This window comes from Pseudomonas sp. R4-15 (assembly GCF_055768815.1).
The window spans coordinates 1591999-1613371 of record NZ_CM147293.1 but is presented as its reverse complement, the minus strand read 5'-3'; the positions used below and the strand labels follow the sequence as shown (position 1 = coordinate 1613371).

Annotated in this window: 20 protein-coding genes; 4 read left to right on the top strand and 16 right to left on the bottom strand. The window is 65.3% G+C overall.

Going from position 1 to position 21373, the window contains the following annotated elements; genetic code table 11:
* Window positions 1-214: 214 nt before the first annotated feature.
* Window positions 215-607 carry a 30S ribosomal protein S9 gene (gene rpsI, locus ACYRGX_RS07580; protein WP_473056000.1) on the bottom strand — a complete coding sequence of 131 codons (393 nt, stop codon included), beginning with the start codon at window positions 605-607 and terminating at the stop codon, window positions 215-217.
* 13 nt (window positions 608-620) lie between these two features.
* Entirely contained in the window at window positions 621-1049 is a 429-nt protein-coding gene (rplM, locus tag ACYRGX_RS07575) for a 50S ribosomal protein L13 (RefSeq protein WP_473055999.1), read from the bottom strand.
* A 309-nt stretch (window positions 1050-1358) separates the two neighbouring features.
* Here rplM and ACYRGX_RS07570 point away from each other — a divergent pair, with 309 nt between their 5' ends.
* The gene (locus tag ACYRGX_RS07570; RefSeq protein ID WP_473055998.1) at window positions 1359-2396 is read left to right on the top strand and encodes an NADP(H)-dependent aldo-keto reductase; all 1038 of its coding nucleotides are present in this window, start codon (window positions 1359-1361) and stop codon (window positions 2394-2396) included.
* Between the two features lie 264 nt (window positions 2397-2660).
* Here ACYRGX_RS07570 and ACYRGX_RS07565 read toward each other — a convergent pair whose 3' ends face one another.
* A complete protein-coding gene (locus tag ACYRGX_RS07565; protein ID WP_473055997.1) occupies window positions 2661-3161 on the bottom strand; it encodes a DUF2478 domain-containing protein in 501 nt (166 codons plus the stop codon).
* Window positions 3162-3304: 143 nt separating this feature from the next.
* On the opposite strand from ACYRGX_RS07565, the gene ACYRGX_RS07560 reads away from it, so the two are divergent.
* Window positions 3305-4312, top strand: a complete 1008-nt coding sequence (locus ACYRGX_RS07560) for a GlxA family transcriptional regulator (protein WP_473055996.1) — start codon at window positions 3305-3307, stop codon at window positions 4310-4312.
* Window positions 4313-4319: 7 nt separating this feature from the next.
* Here ACYRGX_RS07560 and zapE read toward each other — a convergent pair whose 3' ends face one another.
* The 3 genes from zapE to ACYRGX_RS07545 form a co-directional block, all read right to left on the bottom strand.
* Window positions 4320-5414, bottom strand: a complete 1095-nt coding sequence (zapE, locus tag ACYRGX_RS07555) for a cell division protein ZapE (RefSeq protein WP_473055995.1) — start codon at window positions 5412-5414, stop codon at window positions 4320-4322.
* Window positions 5415-5521: 107 nt separating this feature from the next.
* Window positions 5522-6880 carry a tryptophan--tRNA ligase gene (locus ACYRGX_RS07550; RefSeq protein ID WP_473055994.1) on the bottom strand — a complete coding sequence of 453 codons (1359 nt, stop codon included), beginning with the start codon at window positions 6878-6880 and terminating at the stop codon, window positions 5522-5524.
* A gap of 14 nt (window positions 6881-6894) precedes the next feature.
* A complete protein-coding gene (locus tag ACYRGX_RS07545; protein ID WP_473055993.1) occupies window positions 6895-7530 on the bottom strand; it encodes an alpha/beta hydrolase in 636 nt (211 codons plus the stop codon).
* Between the two features lie 132 nt (window positions 7531-7662).
* Between ACYRGX_RS07545 and ACYRGX_RS07540 the strand changes: the two genes are divergently transcribed.
* The gene (locus ACYRGX_RS07540) at window positions 7663-8091 is read left to right on the top strand and encodes a Z-ring associated ZapG family protein (RefSeq protein ID WP_473055992.1); all 429 of its coding nucleotides are present in this window, start codon (window positions 7663-7665) and stop codon (window positions 8089-8091) included.
* A gap of 113 nt (window positions 8092-8204) precedes the next feature.
* Here the strand turns inward: ACYRGX_RS07540 and cysN are convergent, their stop codons facing one another.
* The 3 genes from cysN to ACYRGX_RS07525 all read right to left on the bottom strand — a co-directional run bounded on the left by cysN (window position 8205) and on the right by ACYRGX_RS07525 (window position 11906).
* Complete coding sequence (gene cysN / locus ACYRGX_RS07535) at window positions 8205-10097, bottom strand: sulfate adenylyltransferase subunit CysN (RefSeq protein WP_473055991.1); 1893 nt, start codon at window positions 10095-10097, stop codon at window positions 8205-8207.
* 12 nt (window positions 10098-10109) lie between these two features.
* Window positions 10110-11027, bottom strand: coding sequence for a sulfate adenylyltransferase subunit CysD (gene cysD / locus ACYRGX_RS07530; protein WP_473055990.1), 918 nt, complete (start codon window positions 11025-11027; stop codon window positions 10110-10112).
* Window positions 11028-11147: 120 nt separating this feature from the next.
* Window positions 11148-11906, bottom strand: a complete 759-nt coding sequence (locus tag ACYRGX_RS07525) for a Nif3-like dinuclear metal center hexameric protein (RefSeq protein WP_473055989.1) — start codon at window positions 11904-11906, stop codon at window positions 11148-11150.
* Window positions 11907-12240: 334 nt separating this feature from the next.
* On the opposite strand from ACYRGX_RS07525, the gene algW reads away from it, so the two are divergent.
* Window positions 12241-13401 (top strand): Do family serine endopeptidase AlgW, encoded by a 1161-nt coding sequence (gene algW / locus ACYRGX_RS07520; RefSeq protein WP_473055988.1) that lies wholly within the window; start codon window positions 12241-12243, stop codon window positions 13399-13401.
* A gap of 42 nt (window positions 13402-13443) precedes the next feature.
* Here algW and ACYRGX_RS07515 read toward each other — a convergent pair whose 3' ends face one another.
* From ACYRGX_RS07515 to ACYRGX_RS07485, 7 genes are all read right to left on the bottom strand, one after another.
* Window positions 13444-15177: a tetratricopeptide repeat protein gene (locus ACYRGX_RS07515; protein ID WP_473055987.1), complete on the bottom strand. Its 1734-nt coding sequence runs from the start codon at window positions 15175-15177 to the stop codon at window positions 13444-13446.
* 133 nt (window positions 15178-15310) lie between these two features.
* Complete coding sequence (locus ACYRGX_RS07510) at window positions 15311-16288, bottom strand: peptidoglycan-binding domain-containing protein (protein ID WP_473055986.1); 978 nt, start codon at window positions 16286-16288, stop codon at window positions 15311-15313.
* Between the two features lie 324 nt (window positions 16289-16612).
* Complete coding sequence (gene hisC, locus ACYRGX_RS07505) at window positions 16613-17668, bottom strand: histidinol-phosphate transaminase (protein WP_473055985.1); 1056 nt, start codon at window positions 17666-17668, stop codon at window positions 16613-16615.
* Between the two features lie 57 nt (window positions 17669-17725).
* Window positions 17726-19036 (bottom strand): histidinol dehydrogenase, encoded by a 1311-nt coding sequence (gene hisD / locus ACYRGX_RS07500; RefSeq protein ID WP_473055984.1) that lies wholly within the window; start codon window positions 19034-19036, stop codon window positions 17726-17728.
* 122 nt (window positions 19037-19158) lie between these two features.
* The gene (hisG, locus tag ACYRGX_RS07495) at window positions 19159-19794 is read right to left on the bottom strand and encodes an ATP phosphoribosyltransferase (protein WP_473055983.1); all 636 of its coding nucleotides are present in this window, start codon (window positions 19792-19794) and stop codon (window positions 19159-19161) included.
* 4 nt (window positions 19795-19798) lie between these two features.
* A complete protein-coding gene (gene murA, locus ACYRGX_RS07490; RefSeq protein WP_473055982.1) occupies window positions 19799-21064 on the bottom strand; it encodes a UDP-N-acetylglucosamine 1-carboxyvinyltransferase in 1266 nt (421 codons plus the stop codon).
* A gap of 55 nt (window positions 21065-21119) precedes the next feature.
* Complete coding sequence (locus tag ACYRGX_RS07485) at window positions 21120-21359, bottom strand: BolA family protein (protein WP_473055981.1); 240 nt, start codon at window positions 21357-21359, stop codon at window positions 21120-21122.
* Window positions 21360-21373: the final 14 nt, after the last annotated feature.

The window sequence follows — 21373 nt, the reverse complement described above, 5'->3', positions numbered from 1 at the left end:
GTATAAATAAAATCGAGCTGCGCAAAAAATCCGGCAAATGGTAAAGAAAAGCCCTGTTTCTGACAAGGTAATTACCCACCCCGAAATAGCCCAAAGCCACGAATTCCGGGGCTTCTGGCCAATGCGACACGTTGCCGCATAATTAAAGACGCCCAAATAAAAAACGCCCAGTTCCATGAGGAAACTGGGCGTCTTTTTTGCCGAAGCGAACGTATCAGCGCTTGGAGTACTGAGGACGCTTACGGGCTTTGCGCAGACCGACTTTCTTACGCTCGACCTCACGGGCATCGCGAGTGACGTAGCCCGCTTTGCGCAGCGGGCTGCGCAGGGCTTCGTCATAGGCGATCAGCGCGCGGCTGATACCGTGACGGATGGCACCGGCCTGGCCGCTGACACCACCACCGAGGACGGTCACGTAGACGTCGAACTTCTCGCCGGTCTCGGTCAGCTCGAGGGGCTGACGGACGACCATGCGCGCGGTCTCACGACCAAAGAAGTTGTCCAGGGCACGGTTGTTGATGGAGATCTTGCCAGTACCCGGACGCAGGAAGACGCGAGCGGTGGCGGTCTTGCGACGGCCGGTACCGTAATTTTGAGTCGCCGACATAATAGCTATCCCGTTAAATCTTCAGTTCTTGAGGCTGCTGAGCGGTGTGCGGATGGGCGGAGCCCTTGTACACCTTCAGCTTGCGATACATGTCGCGGCCCAGCGGGTTCTTCGGCAGCATGCCCTTGACCGCGGTCTCGATCACGCGCTCGGGAGCCTTGGCGATCAGCTTCTCGAAATTGATCTCCTTGATACCGCCCGGGAAACCGGAGTGCGAGTAGTACTTCTTGTCGGTAGCCTTGGCACCGGTGACATGCACCTGTTCGGCATTGATCACGACGATGTAGTCGCCGGTATCCACATGCGGGGTGTACTCGGGCTTGTGCTTGCCACGCAGACGGCTCGCAATTTCGGTGGCCAGACGACCCAGGGTCTGACCGGCAGCGTCGACGACATACCAGTCGCGCTTAACGGATTCCGGTTTCGCAGTAAAAGTCTTCATTCTTTATAGCCTCAGGGGCCGCCTGAAAATAAGACGGCGAATCTTACTAGAATGGTGCTTTCCTTGACAAGCAAGGACGGCCGCAAGAGGACGCTAACGGGGGCTCGGGTCAGCGCGTCCGCACGGCAAATCAACGGTTCGACGGGCTAGGCATCCCCCGTCTGCTCATCGCTTGGGCTAGGCGTCCCGCACGAGAGCCGCGGAATTATGCCGATTGCGCGAAAAATAGCAACCGTTTTCTCCCCTTGCATGGGCTTTGCGCCAAGGCTTAGCCTGCGCAGTCTCCTTACTCGCCAGGAATCCAAGCCCATGCAAAAGCGCCCTCTCGGCCGTACCGATCTCATGGTCAGCAAGATCTGCCTCGGCAGCATGACCTGGGGCGAGCAGAACGATGCCGGAGAAGCCTTCGCGCAGATCGAGCGCGCCAAGGCGGCCGGCGTGAACTTCATCGATACCGCAGAGATGTATCCGGTGCCACCGCGCGCCGAGACCTACTCGCGCACCGAAAGCATCATCGGCGAATACTTCCGCACCCGCGGCGACCGCGCAGACTGGATCCTCGCCAGCAAGGCCGCCGGCCCCGGCAACGGCATCAGCCACGTGCGCGACGGCCATCCGCGCTTCGACCGCGCCAACCTGGTCGCCGCCGTCGATGCCAGCCTGGCGCGCCTGAATACCGACTGGATAGACCTTTACCAGTTGCATTGGCCGGAGCGCCCGACGAACTTCTTCGGCCAGCTCGGCTATCGCCACCAGGAGGCCGATTTCACCCCCCTGGAGGAGACCCTCGAGGTACTCGACGAGTTGGTCCGCGCGGGCAAGATCCGCCACATCGGCCTCTCCAACGAGACGCCCTGGGGCACCATGCGCTACCTGCATCTGGCCGAGCAACGCGGCTGGCCACGGGCGGTATCCATCCAGAACCCCTACAGCCTGCTAAACCGCAGCTTCGAGGTCGGCCTGGCGGAGATCGCCATTCGCGAACAGTGTGGCTTGCTGGCCTACTCTCCGCTGGCTTTCGGCATGCTCAGCGGCAAGTACGAGAATGGCGCCAAGCCGGCCGGCGCGCGACTGACCCTGTTCGAGCGCTTCCAACGCTACAACAACCCGCAGAGCTTCGCCGCCACCTCGCGCTATGTCGCGCTCGCCCGCGAGCACGGCCTGGATCCGGCGCAGATGGCCCTCGCCTTCGTCACCCAACAGCCCTTCGTCACCAGCAACATCATCGGCGCCACCAGCCTCGAACAACTGGAGAGCAACCTCGCCAGCGCCGAGCTGGAGCTTTCCGCCGAAGTGCTGGCAGGCATCGAGTCCATTCACAAAGAGCAACCCAACCCTGCGCCCTAGGGCCTGTTCCCGTTTCATTCGCGAGCCGCGTTGTCGCCAGAAATGGCCTGCGCTTAGGCGCAGAACGCAGCCAATGGCCATTCCCTTGGCAAGTTCTGCAACGACAGCGCAGGCCATTTCTGGCACAACCCTACGGGCCGGTGCCTGTTTTGGCGCGATACGGCGTTACTCGTCTTGGACTTACCCCGGTAAGCCCTGCGACTCGCGCCTTGTCTCGCGCCAAAACAGGTGCCGGCGCGGCCGTGAATGAAACGGGACCAGGCCCTAGCGCACCGACAAGCACCACGCGTGGACCGCCTCCAGGGAGGGGGGCAGCAGCACGGCGAGATCATCCACGTAGTCGCGCCAGGCGTCCTGGTGCTCGCGCTTCACCGTCGTCAGCAGCGGTACGTCCAGCTCCATCGCCCTTTCGAACAGCACCCGCAAGCCGCCGCCTTCGGCCTCGACCTTGCCAAAGCGGTTGACCAGCAGCAGTTGCGGGCCCGACTCCAGACTGCGCAAGCCACGTACCGCCACTTCCGCCAACGCCGAGGAATCCAGGCGACAGCCCTGCGAAGCCCGCCCAAGCGCCTGGGAAATGCGCAGGCGCTCACCCGATGCGACATCCTCGACAAGGGTCTGCGAACAGTCGCAGCCCTCCTCGACATGGCGTTGCAGATGCCCACCCAGCCTCCAGCCATCGGCGCGCAAACGCGGCAGCAGTGCATCCAGCAAGGCCTCGCCAGGGATCTCGGGCGTCACCGCGATCGCCGCCATTCGGACCATTTCCCACACCCTCCCATCGAAACCAATCGATCATGCCTGCTTTTCCTTCGTGACGGAGCCACTCGAGACTGGACAGCCTGTCGCAGGCATAGGACGATCGTGCCAAGCACTGTCCACAACAACACCAAGAAAGCGACAAGACGATGAGCATCGACTCTCCCGCACGCGCGCTCCGGCGCGTGAGCATTCTCGCCTGCGATGGCGTCTTCGCCTCCACCGTGATGCAGGCCAAGGACGTTTTTCATCTGGCCAGCCTGCGCCTCGGCCGCCAGCGCGACGCCTCGCACAGCGCCGCCTTCGAGACCCGCCTGGTCAGTCATGACGGACGCAGCGTGCGCAGCTTCAGCGGCGCCCAGCTTCCCGTAGAGGGCGGTCTCGATGACAGCGAGGTGATCATCCTCCCGGCCTTCTGGGGCGACTTCGACCAATTGCGCGACGCCCATCCGCAGGTGCTCGACTGGTTAAGACGCGCCCATGCCAGCGGCAGCATCCTTTGCGGCGAGGCCAGCGGCGTGTACTGGATGGCCGAGGCCGGCCTGCTCGATGGCAAGGAAGCGACCACCTACTGGCGCTTCTTCGAGGATTTCAGCCAACGCTTCCCGCAGGTTCGCCTGCATCGCGACAAGCACCTCACGGATGCCGACGAACTATTCTGCGCGGCCAGCGTGACCTCCGCCTGCGACCTCTACGCCTATCTGATCGAACGCTTCTGCGGCAGCCACGTGGCTCAGGGGGTCTCGGGAGACATCTTCTACGAGGTGCAGCGCGCCTATACCCGCGGGCCGATCGGTTTCGGCGGACAGAAGCTGCACCGTGATCCGGCCATCCTGCAGGTCCAGCAATGGCTGGAGGAGCACTACGGCGAGAAGTTTCGCTTCGAGGACGTGGCGCGCGAGCACGGCATGAGCATTCGCAACTTCATGCGGCGCTTCCAGGCGGCCACCGGCGACCGCCCGCTGCATTATCTGCAGCGCCTACGCGTGGAGACCGCCAAGGCCTTGCTGGCGACCACCGGCAAGAGCATCAAGACCATCGGCTACGAAGTGGGCTACGACGACGCCAGCTTCTTCGCACGGCTGTTCCGCCAGCACGTGGGCTGCGCACCGAACGGCTATCGCAGCCAGCAGCATGGCCGCGGCTCACGAAGCTAGCCTAGCGCTATGGCTTGTGCGGACGCGCGAGGAATTCGCGCGACTGCATTTCCTGCAGACGACTCAGGGTGCGCTGGAACTCGAACTCCAGGCGACCACCCGCGTAGAGGTCCAGCAGGTCGACCTGCGCGGAAAGGATCAGCTTGACGTTGCGATCGTAGAACTCGTCGACCATGTTGATGAAGCGTCGGGCGATGTCGTCGGTGGTGACGGTCATCTGCTCCACGTTCGACACCAGCACGGTGCTGAACAACTTGCCCAGCTCGATGTAGTCGTTCTGGCTGCGCGGGCCATCGCACAGGGCTCGGAAATCGAACCAAGCGACGCCATCGCAGGTCGCGCGGGACTGGATCTCGCGATTCTCGATCAGCAACTTCTCGTCGTGATTGACCACCGCGCATTCGCTGGCCAGCGCCTTGAAGCTCGCCGCCATGCTCTGCTCGGCGGCCGCGTTGAGCGGCCAGTGGTACAGCGTGGCCTGCTCCAGGGTGCGCAGACGGTAATCGACGCCGCTGTCGACGTTGACCACCTCGGTGTGCTGCTTGAGCAGGGCGATCGCCGGCAGGAAGCGCGCGCGCTGCAGGCCATCCTTGTAGAGGCCGTCCGGCACGATGTTGGAGGTCGCCACCAGACTCACGCCGTTCTTGAACAGCTCCTCGAGCAGGGTCGCGAGGATCATCGCATCGGTGATATCGGAGACGAAGAATTCGTCGAAGCAGATCACCCGCGCCTCGTCGGCGAAACGCTTGCCGATGAGGGTCAGCGGATTCTTCTCGCCCTTGAGGGTACGCATCTCCTCGTGCACGCGCTTCATGAAGCGGTGGAAGTGGGTGCGCATCTTCTCCTTGAACGGCAGGGCGTCGAAGAAGGTATCGACCAGATAGGTCTTGCCACGTCCGACGCCACCCCAGAAGTACAGGCCCTTGACCGGATCCTGGGTTTTCTTGCCGAACAGCTTGCCGAACAGACCGGAGCCGCCCTGCTCACGGGCGAGCAGATCGTCGTACAGCCGCTGCAGGTGGCGTACCGCCTGTTCCTGGGCCGGATCGTGGAAGAAGTCGGGACGCTTGAGGTCCGCCTGGTAGCGCTCGAGGGGAGTCATGACAGGGTGCTGGACTGCAGAGGAAAGCCCGCTACTTTAACGGCGAGCCCCGATGCTGGCAACGAGACGCTGCGGCAGGCAGCCGCAGCGCCAGGCGCTTACGCAGGTTACTCGGCGAGCGAAGCGATGGCTTCACGCAGGCGCAGCATGGCCGCGTCCAAGGCACTCTCGTCCGCATACACCGGGCTTTCACCGATGCATTCGCCGTCCAGCCAGAGGGTGAAGCGCAGTTCCTCGTCGCCCCGCAACTCCAGGGCGTCGGCACCGCGCGCCGGCAGCGCGGCACTGGCAGCGCCAGCCGCCTTGGGATCGGCATAGCCGCGGGAGAGCAGCAGTTCCTCGCCATCGGCGGCGAAGAAACGGAAGCGGAACTGCCCATCGCTTTCACGGAAGCTGGCGAAGCGTGCGCGCTTTGCCGCTTTCTTCTTCGAAACCTTGGTGGCCTGCGGCTGTTCACGGAAGGACCGCAGGCCGACGGCCTCGCGCAGCTCGCCGAGGAACGGGGTAGCCAGGCGGCGCGCCTTGGCGGCACCGGCGAGAAGGATGTCCTCCAGGTCGGCAGGACGCGTGATCAGCGCGTTATAGCGTTCGCGCGCCTCACCCAGCTCGCTTTCGAGCAGCTCGTAGAGGCGATTCTTCGCCTCGCCCCAGCCCAACCCGCCCTCGAGCTCGGCGCGGAACGCCGCTTGCTGCTCCGGCAGGGCGAAAGCCTGGTAGAGGGTGAACAGGTGCGAACCATCGGCATCCTTCGGCTCACCGGGCGCGCGGGAGTCGGTGACGATGCGCGCGATGGCGTCCTTGAGTTGCTTGGCCGAACCGAACAACGGAATGGTGTTGTCGTAGCTCTTGCTCATCTTGCGACCATCGAGTCCCGGCAGGGTCGCCACCTCCTCTTCGATCACCGCCTCGGGCAGGGCGAACAGCTCCCGACCATTGCCGAACAGGTGGTTGAAGCGCTGGGCGATGTCGCGCGCCATCTCCACGTGCTGGATCTGGTCGCGCCCGACCGGAACCTTGTGCGCGTTGAACATCAGGATGTCCGCGGCCATCAGCACGGGGTAGCTGTACAGCCCCATGGTCACCCCGGCATCGGCGTCTTCGTTGGCCTCGAGGTTCTTGTCCACCGAGGCCTTGTAGGCGTGGGCGCGGTTGAGCAGGCCCTTGGCGGTGACGCAGGTCAGCAGCCAGCACAGCTCGGGAATCTCGGGGATGTCCGACTGCCGATAGAAGGTGGCCTTGTCCGGATCCAGGCCACAAGCCAGCCAGGTGGCGGCGATCTCCAAGCGCGAGCGCTGGATGCGCAGCGGGTCGTCGCACTTGATCAGGGCATGGTAGTCGGCGAGGAAGTAGAAAGAGTCGCTGTCCGGGTCGCGACTGGCGACCACGGCGGGACGGATGGCGCCGGCATAGTTGCCCAGGTGGGGCGTGCCGGTGGTGGTAATGCCGGTGAGGATACGGGTGCTCATGAAAGATCGCTTGTTCAGAAGGACAGTCGCGGCAGGACCAGGGCCTTGAGGTCGGTGAGCTTGCCATGGAAGAAGTGGCCGCATTCTGCCACTTTCAGCAACTCGTGTGGGCCGCCAAGGCCCTCGCTGAAGGCGTATACCCGCGCGGGGTCGACCACTTCGTCCTGCTCGGGCTGGATGATCGTCAACGGTACGCCCTCGGCCAGCGCGAAATCGTCCTCCAGGCGCATCACCGCCGGCGCCACCATGAACAACTGGCGCAAGGCCTGGCCACGCGCACTCATCCGCTGCGCCAGGCTGGCGGCGACGAAGCCGCCAAAGGAGAACCCCAGCAAGGTCACCGGCAAACCGGGATGCTGCGCACAAAGCCAGGCCAGCGCTGCCTCGGCATCGTCGACCTCGCCCTGCCCTATGTCGTGGCTGCCGGCGCTGGCGCCGGTACCCCGGTAGTTGAAGCGCAGGGTCGCGTGCCCGCCGTCACGGGCGGTGCGTTGCAGGGTGGAGACCACCTTGTTGAGCATGGTGCCGCCCTGCACCGGGTTCGGATGGCACAGCAACGCCACGCCGCGGGCCTCTTCTACGGGCAGGTGCAATGCTTCCAGGGGGCCCGCCGGGCCATCGATCATGAGTGGGGTTTCGCGATGCAACAAGAAAGGAACTCCGTGACCTAGAGAGGGGTCGATTCGTCTTGCTTTAGGTTATGGACTGAAACACCTGTCGCGGTATACAGCCCCGACGTGAGCCGTTAACGTAAAGCAAAGCCGATATTTGAGGAAGGACTCGTGGAACAGACGCTTACCGCCTGGTTATTACCCGCTTTCGCCCTGCTGGTGGGGATCGGCATTGGATTGCTCGTCGCTCGCCTGCTACCTGGCGCTGCGCCCAGCCGTACCCAGCGCCAACTGGACGAACTCCAGGAGCGCTTCGACGCCTACCAGAACGAGGTGGTGACCCACTTCAACAGCACTGCGAGTCTCATGCGCAAACTCACCCAGAGCTATCAGGACGTCCAGCAGCACCTCTCCGAAGGCGCCAACCGCCTGGCGCTGGACGAGCTGACCCGCCAGCGTCTGCTGGCCACGCTGCACGCCGAGGAGCCCACTCGGGATCGCCTTCGCGCCTCAACCAGCGCCGAGGCCCCGAAGGACTACGCGCCCAAGGGCGAAGGTCCAGGCATGCTCGACGAGAGCTATGGCTACGAGAAGCACTGACGTTTCATCACGCAAAAAGAAACCCGCCATCTGGCGGGTTTCTTTTTTTCGGCTTGGACTCTCGCCAGGCCACCGCGTGAGCGGCCTGGCGAGAGGAGGCGGCTAGCTGGGGCTCAGATGATCCCGCGCTCGCGCAGCAGAGTGACGACCTGACGGGCACCCTCCTCGACCGAGACCTGCTCGGTATCGACCACCAGGTCCGCATGCTGCGGCGCATCGTAGTCGAAGGAGACGCCCGGCACATTGTCCTCGCCCGCGGCGTAAAGGCCCTGCGGATCACGGGCGCGGCAGGCATCCAGCGATGCCTTGACGTACACCGTGAGCAACCGCTCGGCACCGATCAACGCACGCGCCTGCTCGCGGCCCTCGGCATCCGGGGCTACGAACGCGGCCAGGGCGATCACGCCTGCCTCGTTGAACTGACGCGCCACGTGCGCAGCACGGCGCCAGTTCTCCGCGCGCCCGGCGCGATCCTGCGGCAGGCCCTGATTCAGGTCGTGGCGCAGGTTCTGCCCATCAAGGACGAATACCGCGCGCCCCATGTCGAACAGCTTGCGCTCCACGGCGTAGGCCAGGGTGCTCTTGCCCGCGCCGGAAAGGCCGGAGAACAAAACGCTTGCCGGTTGCTGGCCGAAGCGCGCGGCGCGCTCTTCGCTGGCCACGTGCCCTCGCCCACGGGTTCCACCCGCGGCAGGCTGTGCATCGGCGATGATCATGCCGGCGCCAACGGTGCCATTGGTCAGGCGGTCGATGACGATGAAGGCGCCGGTGGTGCGGTTCTGCGCATAGCCGTCCAGGGCGATCGGCGCATCCAGCGCCACCCGCACGCGGGCGATCTCGTTGAGCTTGAGCTCGCTGGCTGCGCCCTCTTCCAGGGTGTTCACGTCGACACGATGGACGATGCTCGGGATGCTTCCCGGCACGTAGCTGGTCGCGCGCTTGATGTCATATTTCTTGCCGGGGCGCATGGGCTCCTCGGACATCCACACCAGCATCGCCTCGAAGCCGTCGGTAACCTGCGGCAGGCGCTCGGCATGCACCAGCATGTCGCCACGGGAAACGTCGATCTCGTCTTCCAGGGTCAGGGTGATCGCCTGCCCCGGACCGGCCTGCTCCAGCTCGCCCTCGAAGGTGACGATGGACTTGACCTTGCTCGACTTGCCCGAGGGCAGCGCAACGATCTCGTCGCCCTTGTGCACGATGCCGCTGGCCAGGGTGCCGGCGAAACCGCGGAAGTTCAGGTTCGGCCGGTTCACGTACTGCACCGGGAAGCGCAGATCGCTGAGGTTGCGGTCGGCGGCGATCTCCACGCTTTCGAGAATTTCCATCAGCGACTGCCCGTTGTACCAGGGCGAACGCTCGGAGCGATTGACCACGTTGTCACCCTCGAGCGCCGAGAGCGGCACGAAGGCCAGCGAAGAGGTCTGCATGCCGATGCGCTCGGCGAAGGCCAGGTAGTCGGCCTTGATGCGCTCGAAGACGGCCTGGTCGAAACCGGTCAGGTCCATCTTGTTGATCGCCACGACGATGTGCCGAATCCCCAGCAGCGAGGCGATGTAGCTGTGCCGGCGGGTCTGCGTCTGCACACCGTGGCGGGCATCGACGAGGATGATCGCCAGGTCGCAGGTGGAGGCCCCGGTGGCCATGTTGCGGGTGTACTGCTCGTGGCCGGGGGTGTCGGCGATGATGAACTTGCGCTTGGCGGTGCTGAAGTAGCGGTACGCCACGTCGATGGTGATGCCCTGCTCGCGCTCGGCCTGCAGGCCGTCGACCAGCAGCGCCAGGTCGACCGCCTCACCGGTGGTGCCGACCTTCTTGGAGTCTCGGGTGATGGCCTCGAGGTGGTCCTCGTAGATCATCTTCGAGTCGTGCAGCAGGCGCCCGATCAGGGTGCTCTTGCCGTCGTCGACGTTACCGCAGGTGAGCAGGCGCAGGAGTTCCTTGCGCTCGTGCTGGGCCAGGTAGGCGAGGATGTCCTGGCTGATCAGTTCGGATTGATGCGACATGGTGCGAGAACCTTAGAAGTAGCCCTGACGTTTCTTTTCTTCCATCGAGCCGGCCTGGTCATGGTCGATGACCCGACCCTGGCGCTCGCTGGTGCGCGTCAGGAGCATTTCCTGGATGATTTCCGGCAACGTCTGCGCGGTGGACTCCACCGCACCGGTCAGCGGGTAGCAACCCAGGGTGCGGAAGCGCACCATTTCCTTGCGGATGCCGGCCTTCTGCTCGGGCGTCAGGTGCTCGAGGATGCGTTCATCGTCGATCATCACCAGCGCGCCGTTGAGCTCCACCACTTCGCGTTCGGCAGCGAAGTACAGCGGCACGATCGGGATGCTTTCCAGGTAGATGTATTGCCAGATGTCCAGCTCGGTCCAGTTGGAGAGCGGGAACACGCGAATCGACTCGCCCTTCTTCACCTTGCCGTTGTACAGGTTCCACAGCTCGGGGCGCTGGTTCTTCGGGTCCCAGCGGTGCTTGCTGTCGCGGAACGAGTAGACGCGCTCCTTCGCGCGGGACTTCTCCTCGTCGCGGCGCGCGCCACCGAAGGCCGCGTCGAAGCCGTACTTGTCCAGCGCCTGCTTGAGACCCTCGGTCTTCATCACGTCGGTGTGCTTGGCACTGCCGTAGGTGAAGGGGTTCATGTCCTGGGCGACGCCGTCCGGGTTGATGTGGACGATCAGGTCCAGGCCCAGGTCCGCGACCATCTTGTCGCGGAAGCGGTACATCTCCTGGAATTTCCAGCGCGTGTCGACATGCATGACCGGGAACGGCAGCTTGCCGGGGAAGAACGCCTTGCGCGCCAGGTGCAGCATCACCGCGGAATCCTTGCCGATGGAATACAGCATCACCGGGTTATCGAATTCGGCGGCGACCTCGCGAATGATGTGGATGCTCTCGGCTTCCAGCTGCTTGAGATGGGTGAGTTTGTCGAGCATGGGCTATTTCACGTAGTCAGTGAACGGCCAGCGGGCCGTGGACGAAGAGCCACTCTATCACGCCAACTTTTTCTAATGGATCGACCAACTAGAACGAAATGAAATAACCATATAGCCACCTCAGACGGGGTTCGGGCAGTCCACGAACTCATGTTCGAGGGCCAGCCGCTGCGCCAGGTATTCACCCAGCGCCTGCACGCCATAGCGCTCGGTGGCATGGTGACCGGCGGCGATGAAGGCGATGCCATTCTCCCGCGCACTGTGGAAGGTCTGCTCGGAGGCCTCGCCGGTCAGGTATAGATCAGCGCCTGCGGCGATCGCCTGGTCGATGTAGCCCTGGGCGCCACCGGTACACCAGGCAACGCGGCGGATCGGCCGCTCGCAATCCACCAGCAGCGGCTCGCGGCCCAGCACCGAAGCGACCCGTGCGGCGAACTCGCCAGCCGTGCACGGCTCGGGCAAGGCCCCCATCAACGCGACATTGCGCGGGTCGCCCGGCAGCATCGGGCCTTCGACCTGCAAGCCCAGGCGTTGCGCCAGTTGCACGTTGTTGCCCACCAGCGGATGCACGTCCAGCGGCAGGTGATAGGCGAGCAGGCTGATGTCGTGGTGCAGCAGCGTGGCCAGGCGCCGGCGCTTCATGCCGATCACCCGCGGGTCCTCGTTCTTCCAGAAATAGCCATGGTGCACCAGCACCACGTCGGCTTCGCGCTCGACGGCGGCATCGATCAGCGCCTGGCTCGCGGTCACCCCGCTGACGATCCTGCGAACCTGGGAGCGCCCTTCGACCTGCAGGCCATTGGGGCAATAGTCCGAGATGCGCGCGGCATCGAGATAACGATCGGCTTCTTCGACGAGTGCGGCGAGGGAGACGGCCATGATGACTCCAGGCAATGAACGACGGCTGTCGATGATAACCGCAGACCAGGGCCTGTTCCTGTTTCATTCGCGAGCCGCGTTGTCTCCAGAAATGGCCTGCGATTAGGCGCAGGCTGCAGCCAATGACCAGACTGGCCGCGTCATTCCCTTGGCAAAGCGTGCAACGACAGCGCAGGCCATTTCTGGCACAGCCTCGGCGGCCCTGCCGTGAATGAAACAGGAACAGGCCCTAGAAAGCGCTGGGTGCTTCCTCGTATTTCATCGGATCGCCCGTATAATGCCGGCCTTCTTGTGATTGCCCCGCCAGGGGCCCACTGCGACGAGAATCGCCGCCATGTTCAAGGCTTTGCGTTACTTCGGTTGGCCCCTCGTGGTGGGGCTGCTACTGGCCCTGCTGGTTATCCAGGGCTTCCCTACCTGGGTCGGCCTGCCCGGCCAGGATGTCCGCCTGCAGCAGGCTCCGGCGCCGACGCGGTTGCGCGCCGGGCCCTACTCCTATGCCGAGGCGGTCGACGCGGCAGCGCCCGCGGTCGCCAACCTGTACACCACCAAGGTGGTGGAGAAGAACACCCACCCGCTGTTCGAGGACCCGCTGTTCCGTCGCTTCTTCGGTGACAACCTGCCCGGCCAGCGGCGCATGGAGTCGAGTCTCGGATCGGCGGTGCTGATGAGCTCGGACGGCTATCTGCTGACCAACAACCACGTCACCGCGGGTGCCGAACAGATCGTCGTAGCACTCAAGGATGGCCGTGAAACCCTCGCTCGCGTCGTCGGCGCCGACCCGGAAACGGACCTCGCGGTGCTCAAGATCGACCTCCCCGACCTGCCAGCGATCACCGTCGGCCATTCCGAGAACATCCGCATCGGCGATGTTGCGCTGGCGATCGGCAACCCCTTCGGCGTGGGCCAGACGGTGACCATGGGCATCATCAGCGCCACCGGCCGCAACCAACTGGGGCTCAATACCTACGAGGACTTCATCCAGACCGACGCGGCGATCAACCCGGGCAACTCCGGCGGCGCACTGGTCAACGCCGAGGGCGACCTGATCGGCATCAACACGGCGATCTTCTCGCGAACCGGCGGCTCCCAGGGCATCGGCTTCGCCATTCCCAGCAAGCTCGCCATGGAGGTGATGCAGGCGATCATCGAACACGGCCAGGTGATCCGCGGCTGGCTGGGCCTGGAAGTGCAACCGCTGACCCCGGAGCTCGCGGAATCCTTCGGCATGCAGGGCCAACCGGGCATCGTCGTCGCGGGTGTCTATCGTGACGGCCCGGCGCAACGTGCTGGCCTGCAGCCTGGGGATCTGATGCTGTCCATCGATCATGAGCCGGCGAGCGACGCCCGCCGCTCGATGAACCAGGTGGCCCGGACTCGTCCCGGCCAACGCATCGAGATCGAAGTATTGCGCAATGGCGAGCGACTGAAGCTACAGGCCGAAGTCGGCGTACGTCCGCCCGTGGCCACCCCGGCGGACACCGACAAGGACTGAGGGGCCGAGCGAACTTCAGGAACCCACCCTGACGCCGTGCCGCTAGTCGCGAATGATCGGCACGCTCTCCGGCGGCAGCACGCGCAGCGGTGACTCGGAACGGATGCGGATCACTTCGCTGCCATCGGCCCCCCGTTCGATGCTCACGCTACGCTCCGGCGTACTCTGCAGCATCGACGACAGCGCAGGCGAACCGGACTGCACGGCGGCCAGGGTGACCGGTGCCGGCGCAGGCAACGGCATCGGCGCCGGCGCCACGGCAACCGGCTGCGGCCCGCTGAGCTCACGCAGCAGCGGCGAACCCGCACCGGCGCTCGCCACCGGCTGTCCGACCACCGGCACGGGCATGTCCGCACTGACCACGAAACGCCCCGGCACCGCTGGCGCAGACGGCTGCATTGGCGCCGCGGCCGGCGCCGGCTCGACGATGGCGACAGCGGCCTGCTCCGGCAGGTCTTCGGCCTCCTCAAGCGTGGCGACGTCCGCCCCCTGATCTTCATCCATGGGCACAACCTGCGGACTGTTGGCGGCGATCAGCAGGTCCTCGTCCGATTCCAACTCGGCAACCGCCGGCACGGGCGTGGGCATCTCGTTCAGCTCACGCGAGGAAACGGGTTGCTCGTTGACCGGCGCCGCAGCCAGCGTGAGCGGCTCGGCTTCCGGCATGCTGGCGGGCGCGACCTCCACCGGCGCAGTGGCGACTGCAAGCGGAGTAGCTTCGACCGCGGGCGCAGCGGCAGCGATCCGCTCCTCTCCCAGTGCCGAAGCGCTCTCCGGCACGTCGCTGGAGGCGAGCGCCTCTTCCGGCAGTGCAGGTTCACTTGCCGCGGCGGCGACCACTGCGGGGGCGGGCACCTCAGCGGGTTCTGGCGTGGGCTCGGGCTCGGGTGCGGGCGTGAATTCGGGCTCGGGCTCGGACTCCGGTTCGGGTCCGGGTTCGGGTTCGGGAGTAGCAACGGCCTGAACTTCGGGCGCAGCGGCGACGGCCTCCGGTGCCTCGGTAGCCGGCTCGACGGTCTCCACCGCCTCCACCGGCAGGTTGGCCGCAACCGCCTCGCTGGCGGCGACCGCCGGCTGGCCGGCGTCGATCACGCGCATGCGCGCTGCACGCTGCTCGGCCTGGGCCAGCACCTCGGAACCCAACCCCTGACGAGAGACCAGGCGGCGCGCCTGCGACGTTTCATTACGGTAGACCAGCAGGGTCGCATAGCTGGCCACGGCGGCGCGGTTGCCGGGATCGAGTTCGAGTGCGCGGTTGAGCTGGGCGTCAGCCAGGGCCAGATCGCGACGCTGCAGGTACGCATTGCCCAGGTCGGCACGAATGGAGGCATTCTGCGGTTCCAGCGCCATGGCCGATTCGAAGTCAGCGGCGGCGTCTTCAACATCACCGCGCTGCAACGCCAGTTGGCCAAGCCCCTGCCAGCCATCGGCCGCGCGGCAGGAGCCGAGCAGCCCCTGGTATTCGGCTTCCGCGTCCTGCGGACGCCCGAGCAGACGTAGCAGGCGGGCGCGATAGACGCCCGCCTCAGGCACATCGGCGGGCAGCGCCGCGAGTTCGGCGTAGGCCGCCTGCAGCATGTTGGCATAGGCCGAGGAGAGACGCCGATCGTTCATCAGGCTGCGCACTGCGCCTACAACCTGACGTTGCTCTCCGGTCAGCGGGGCGCACTGTGCGGCCTGTCGTGCCGCCGTCGCCGGCGCACTCTCCGCCGGTCGAGTCCCCAGGTAGCCCGCGACGATCCCCGTCGCCAGCAGCGATAGCATCAGGCGCTGCATGCAGCACTCCCTTCTGGTCTTTGTTCCATGGCCGAATGATGGCAACGAACCCCGGCGCTGCCAATAGCGCAGCCGCACCAGACGCCAAAATGCAAGAAGGGAGGCAATGCCTCCCTTCTTTCGAACTCACTGCTCAGCGCACGCCCAACGCATCGAGCGTCTCCAGGGTCAACGCGCCGATCGCCAGCCCGTTCTTCTCCTGGTAGCCCACCAGCGCTTCGATGGTGCGCGGTCCCAGCTTGCCGTCGATATTGCCCGGACCGTAGCCCTCACGGGACAGACGCACCTGCACGTCACGCACCAGATTCTCGTTGATGTCCGAATCGCAGACCGCCTGCCGCGAGACGATGCTGGCCTGGCCTTCGAAAGCGGTCACGTCCATGCGCTCGGTCTGCTCGGGGATGATGACCTGGCTGGCCTGCACCGGGCGGGTGACTTCCTGCGTGGCGAGCTGCTCGGTTTCCGGCGGCACATCGACCTCGACGGCGCGCGCCGGCTGATCGACGACCCAGCGCTTGACGGTCTCGTAGACCGCAGGCTCGATTACCTCACGCACGCGCTCCGGCTCGACCAGCACCTCGGTCTGCACTTCCTTGGTCTGCGCCGGAATCTGCCGTGCGCAGAAGGCGGTCACGCCAACGGCCTGGGCATACCGGGTGCCGGCGGTGCCGCAGGTTTCCAGCACCGTCTTGGCTTCCTTGACGGTGATCTCCTGCTGCTGGGCCATGTACACCGGCGGCACCACTTCGTAGCGCTTGACCTCGGGGCGCACCTCGACGCGCTCGCTGACTTCCTTGTAGGTCGCCGGCTCGATGCGGTAGGTCTTGGTGCCCTCGCGGGTGACGACCTGCTTGAAGCCCTGGCGCAGTTCGGCCGGGCTAACGGTGATCTTGTTCACCGAATCCTTGAGCACCACCTCGACGGTGCGCTGCACCGGCTTGGGCTTGACCTGCGCATAGACCCAGCACTGTCCGGGCAGCACTTGCACGGCGCCAGGCGCTACCATCGAAGCAGCGACGGGCGCCGGCGCGGGGGCCGGCTGTTGCGGCGGCAACGCTGCGGATGCGCCGGCGGGAATCACCGGAACCTCCTGCGGCAGTTGCGCAGCCATCGGCCGGGGTGCCGACTGGACCTGCGGCTGCGCAGGCGCCGAAGGAACGGCGGGGGCAACTGGAGAGGCGACCGGCTCCTCGGCCACGGGAGAGGCGACAGGCGCCGGAGCGGCGGGATTCGCTGCCCTGGAGGCCGTTCCGTGATCGAACAACGTAGACATGGAACTGCAGCCGGACACGGCGACGAACAACGAACCCAGCAAGATTTGACGACGCACGGAATCACCTGTTCCCTGGTTGCTTGGCAGGCATTCTAGCGGCAGCTCGCGCGCCGGCTCAACCTTGGATGTGCTGGCCCATGGCCTGCGCCCCGGAAAGGGGCCTCAGAGCACTGCCAGCAGGGCTTCCAGCAAGGCCTCGTTCTGCTCCGGCGTACCGATGCTGATGCGCAGGAAGCGGTCGATCCGGGGCTTGGCAAAATGCCGCACGATGACGCCCCGCTCCCGCAACCCGGCCGCCAGCGCCGCCCCCTCCCAGGTCGCATGACGGGCGAAGACGAAGTTCGCCGCCGACGGCAGCACTTCGAAATCCAGTCCCTGCAACGCGGCCACCAACGCTTCGCGACTGGCGATGACCTTGCCGCGGGTTTCGTCGAACCAGGCACGATCCTCGAAGGCGGCTGCCGCCCCGGCCAGCGCAACGCGGTCCAGCGGATAGGAGTTGAAGCTGTTCTTCACCCGCTCCAGCGCCTCGATCAGATCGGGATGCCCGATCGCCAGGCCGACCCGCAAGCCCGCCAGGGAGCGCGATTTGGAGAGGGTCTGGCAGACCAGCAGGTTCGGGTAGCGATCGACCAGCGACACGGCGCTCTCGCCGCCGAAGTCGATGTAGGCCTCGTCGACGAGCACCACCGAGTCCGGACTCGCCTGCAGCAGCTGCTCGACCGCCTCCAGCTTCAGCAGGCAACCGGTCGGCGCGTTCGGGTTGGGGAAGACGATGCCGCCATTGGGACGCGCGTAGTCCTCGACGCGGATGGCGAAATGCTCATCCAGCGCGACCGCCTCGAAGGGGATGCCGTAGAGGCCGCAGTACACCGGATAGAAGCTGTAGCTGATATCCGGGAAGAACAACGGCCCGCCGTGGCCGAACAGGCCATGGAAGGCGTGCGCCAGCACTTCGTCCGAACCGTTGCCGACGAAGACCTGGGCCGGCTGCACGCCGTAGAACTCCGCCACGGCACGCTTCAACACGTCACCGTTGGGATCGGGGTACAGGCGCAGGTCGTCACCCAGCTGGGCCTGCATCGCGGCCAGCGCCTTCGGCGAAGGACCGTAGGGGTTTTCATTGGTATTCAGTTTGACCAGCCGATTCATCTTCGGCTGCTCGCCGGGCACGTAGGGCACCAGGTCTTTGACGAAGGGGTTCCAGAACTTGCTCATCACCCGCTTCTCCTCGAATTCGATAGGTGGAACGGCGGGCAGACTGCCCGCCCGCACTCAGTGCTTGATGCGGTACTCGGCGCTGCGCGCGTGCGCGGTCAGCGATTCGCCACGGGCCAGCACCGAGGCGGTGCGCCCCAGTTGCGAGGCGCCATCGGCCGAGCAATGGATGATCGACGAGCGTTTCTGGAAGTCGTACACGCCCAGCGGCGAGGAGAAACGCGCGGTGCCGGACGTCGGCAGCACGTGGTTCGGGCCGGCGCAGTAGTCGCCCAGCGCCTCGGCGGTGTAGCGCCCCATGAAGATCGCCCCGGCATGCCGGATGTGTGGCAACCAGGCATCGGGCTCGGCCACCGACAACTCCAAGTGTTCGGGCGCGATGCGGTTGGCCACTTCGATGGCCTGCGCCTGATCGGCCACGTGGATCAGCGCGCCACGTCCTTCCAGCGAAGTACGGATGATCTCGGCACGCTCCATGGTCGGCAGCAGTTTGGCGATGCTGGCTGCCACGGCGTCGAGGAACGCCGCATCCGGACTGACGAGGATGGCCTGGGCGTCCTCGTCGTGCTCGGCCTGGGAAAACAGGTCCATGGCGATCCAGTCCGGATCGGTCTGGCCGTCGCAGACCACCAGGATCTCCGAGGGTCCGGCGATCATGTCGATACCGACCTTGCCGAACACGTGGCGCTTGGCGGTCGCCACATAGATGTTGCCCGGGCCGACGATCTTGTCCACCGGCGGCAAGCTTTGGGTGCCGTAGGCCAACGCGGCCACGGCCTGCGCGCCGCCGATGGTGAACACGCGATCGACGCCTGCCAGCGCCGCGGCAGCGAGCACCAGTTCGTTGATCTCGCCACGCGGGGTGGGCACCACCATCACCACCTCGGGCACCCCGGCGACCTTGGCGGGGATCGCGTTCATCAGCACCGACGAGGGATAGGACGCCTTGCCACCCGGCACGTAGAGCCCGGCACGATCCAGCGGTGTGATCTTCTGCCCGAGCACGGTGCCGTCGGCCTCGGTATAGGTCCAGGAATCCTGCTTCTGCCGTTCGTGGTAGAGGCGCACGCGCTCTGCCGCCACTTCCAGCGCCTCGCGCTGTGCCGGCGTGATCGCCGCCAGGGCTTGCTCCAAGCGCTCGCGCGGCAGGATGAGGTCAGCCATCGAGGCGACCTCGAGGCCATCGAAACGGCGGGTGTATTCGACCAGCGCGGCGTCACCATCGCGGCGCACCGCGTCGATGATCTCCAGCACGCGGCCGTTGACGGCGTCGTCCGAAACGCTCTCCCACGCCAGCAAATGATCCAGGTGTCGGGCGAAATCCGGATCGAGGGCGGAAAGTCGGCGAAGAGCGAGCGGAGCGGTCATGACAGAGCCTCGTGCGATGCGATGAACCCGGGCGCCACGGTCAGGCGCGCGAAGCGCCTAGCTTACCAAGCCCACCGTGCGGGCACCCGAGATTCTGGCTATGACACGGATAGGCTGGAGCGTCAGTGCCCGTGTCGGTGCTCGACCGCGCCGCGCAGGGTATCGATCAACGCCTGGATGCGCTCGTGCTGCATCTTCATGGAGGCCTTGTTGACGATCAGTCGCGAGCTGATGGTGGCGATCAGCTCCTGGGGTTCCAGGCCATTGGCACGCAGCGTGTTGCCGGTGTCGACCACGTCGATGATCTTGTCCGCCAGGCCCACCAACGGCGCCAGCTCCATCGAGCCGTAGAGCTTGATGATGTCCACCTGACGACCCTGCTCGGCGTAGTAGCGCTTGGCGACGTTGACGAACTTGGTCGCCACACGCAGGCGCCCGCGCGGCTCCGCAGCGCCGACCTTGCCGGCGGTCATCAGCTTGCAGCGGGCAATCTTCAGGTCCAGCGGTTCATAGAGTCCATGACCGCCGTACTCCATGAGCACGTCCTTGCCGGCCACGCCCAGATCCGCCGCGCCGTGCTCGACGTAGGTCGGCACATCGGTGGCACGGACGATCAGCAGGCGCACGTCGTCCAGGGTGGTCGGAATGATCAGCTTGCGGCTCTTGTCCGGATCCTCGGTGGGCGCGATGCCCGCCTCGGCCAGCAGCGGCAGGGTGTCGTCGAGGATACGCCCCTTGGAAAGTGCGATGGTCAGCATGGCATCAACCCGGAATCCGGCGAATCTTCGCGCCCAGCAACTGCAGTTTTTCCTCGATGCATTCGTAGCCACGGTCGATGTGGTAGATGCGATCGATCAGCGTATCGCCCTCGGCGACCAGGCCGGCGATGACCAGACTCGCCGATGCGCGCAGGTCGGTAGCCATGACCGGCGCCGCCTTGAGCTGCGGCACGCCGGTGACGATGGCGGTGTTGCCTTCGATCTGGATCTGCGCGCCCATGCGGTTCATCTCATAGACGTGCATGAAGCGGTTCTCGAACACCGTCTCGATCACCGTACCAGTACCCTCGGCGATGGCGTTGAGGGAGATGAACTGCGCCTGCATGTCGGTGGGGAACGCCGGATAGGGCGCGGTACGCACGCTCACTGCGCGCGGACGATTGCCCTTCATGTCGAGGGAGATCCAGTCCTTGCCGGTATCGATCTGCGCACCGGCCTCCTGCAGCTTGAGCAGCACCGCCTCGAGGATGCTCGGATCGGTGTCCTTGAGCTTCACTCGGCCACCGGTCGCAGCGGCCGCCACCAGGTAGGTGCCGGTCTCGATGCGGTCGGGCATGACGTTGTAGCGACCGCCACCCAGACGCTCGACGCCATCGATGATGAGGGTGTCGGTGCCGGCACCCTGGATGTTGGCACCCATGGCGATGAGGAAGTTGGCCAGGTCGACCACCTCCGGCTCGCGCGCGGCGTTCTCCAGCACGCTGCGACCCTTGGCCAGGGCCGCGGCCATCATCACGTTCTCGGTACCGGTCACGCTGACGGTGTCGAAGAAGAAGTGCGCGCCACGCAGGCCACCGGCCGGCGCCTTGGCCTTGATGTAGCCACCTTCGACGCTGATTTCCGCGCCCATCGCCTCGAGCCCGCGAATGTGCAGGTCGACCGGGCGCGAGCCGATGGCGCAGCCACCGGGCAACGCCACCTCGGCCTCGCCGAAGCGCGCGACCATCGGCCCGAGGACGAGAATCGAAGCGCGCATGGTCTTGACCAGCTCGTAGGGCGCCACCAGGGTCTGGATGGTGCTGGCGTCGACCTCGACGCTGAGCTTCTCGTCGATCACCGGCTGCACGCCCATGCGTCCGAACAGCTCGATCATCGTGGTGATGTCGTGCAGGTGCGGCAGGTTGCACACGGTGACCGGGGTATCGGCCAGCAGGGTGGCAGCCAGAATCGGCAGCGCGGAGTTCTTGGCGCCGGAAACGCGGATTTCGCCGTTCAGGCGCACCCCGCCGGTAATGATCAGTTTATCCATAGAGCTCTCTGTGCCCGCGCCGCAGACGCGACGCCGGAAAAATTCGGGGGTGCGCTCAGGCGCGTTCGGTCCAGGCGGCCTGACTGAAGAACTTCATGGTCACCGCATGGATGCGACCGTCGGCGATCCAGGGATTGAGATGGGCATAGACCTGCTGCTGACGCTTGACCGGGCTCAGCGCGGCGAGCTCGTCACCGATCAGGTTGAGCTGGAAGTTGCAGCCCTCGCCCTCGACCTCGACGCGCGTGCCGGGAAGCTGCTGCTCAAGGAAGGTTTTGACTTCGACGGCCTGCATGTTCTACCCCTTGT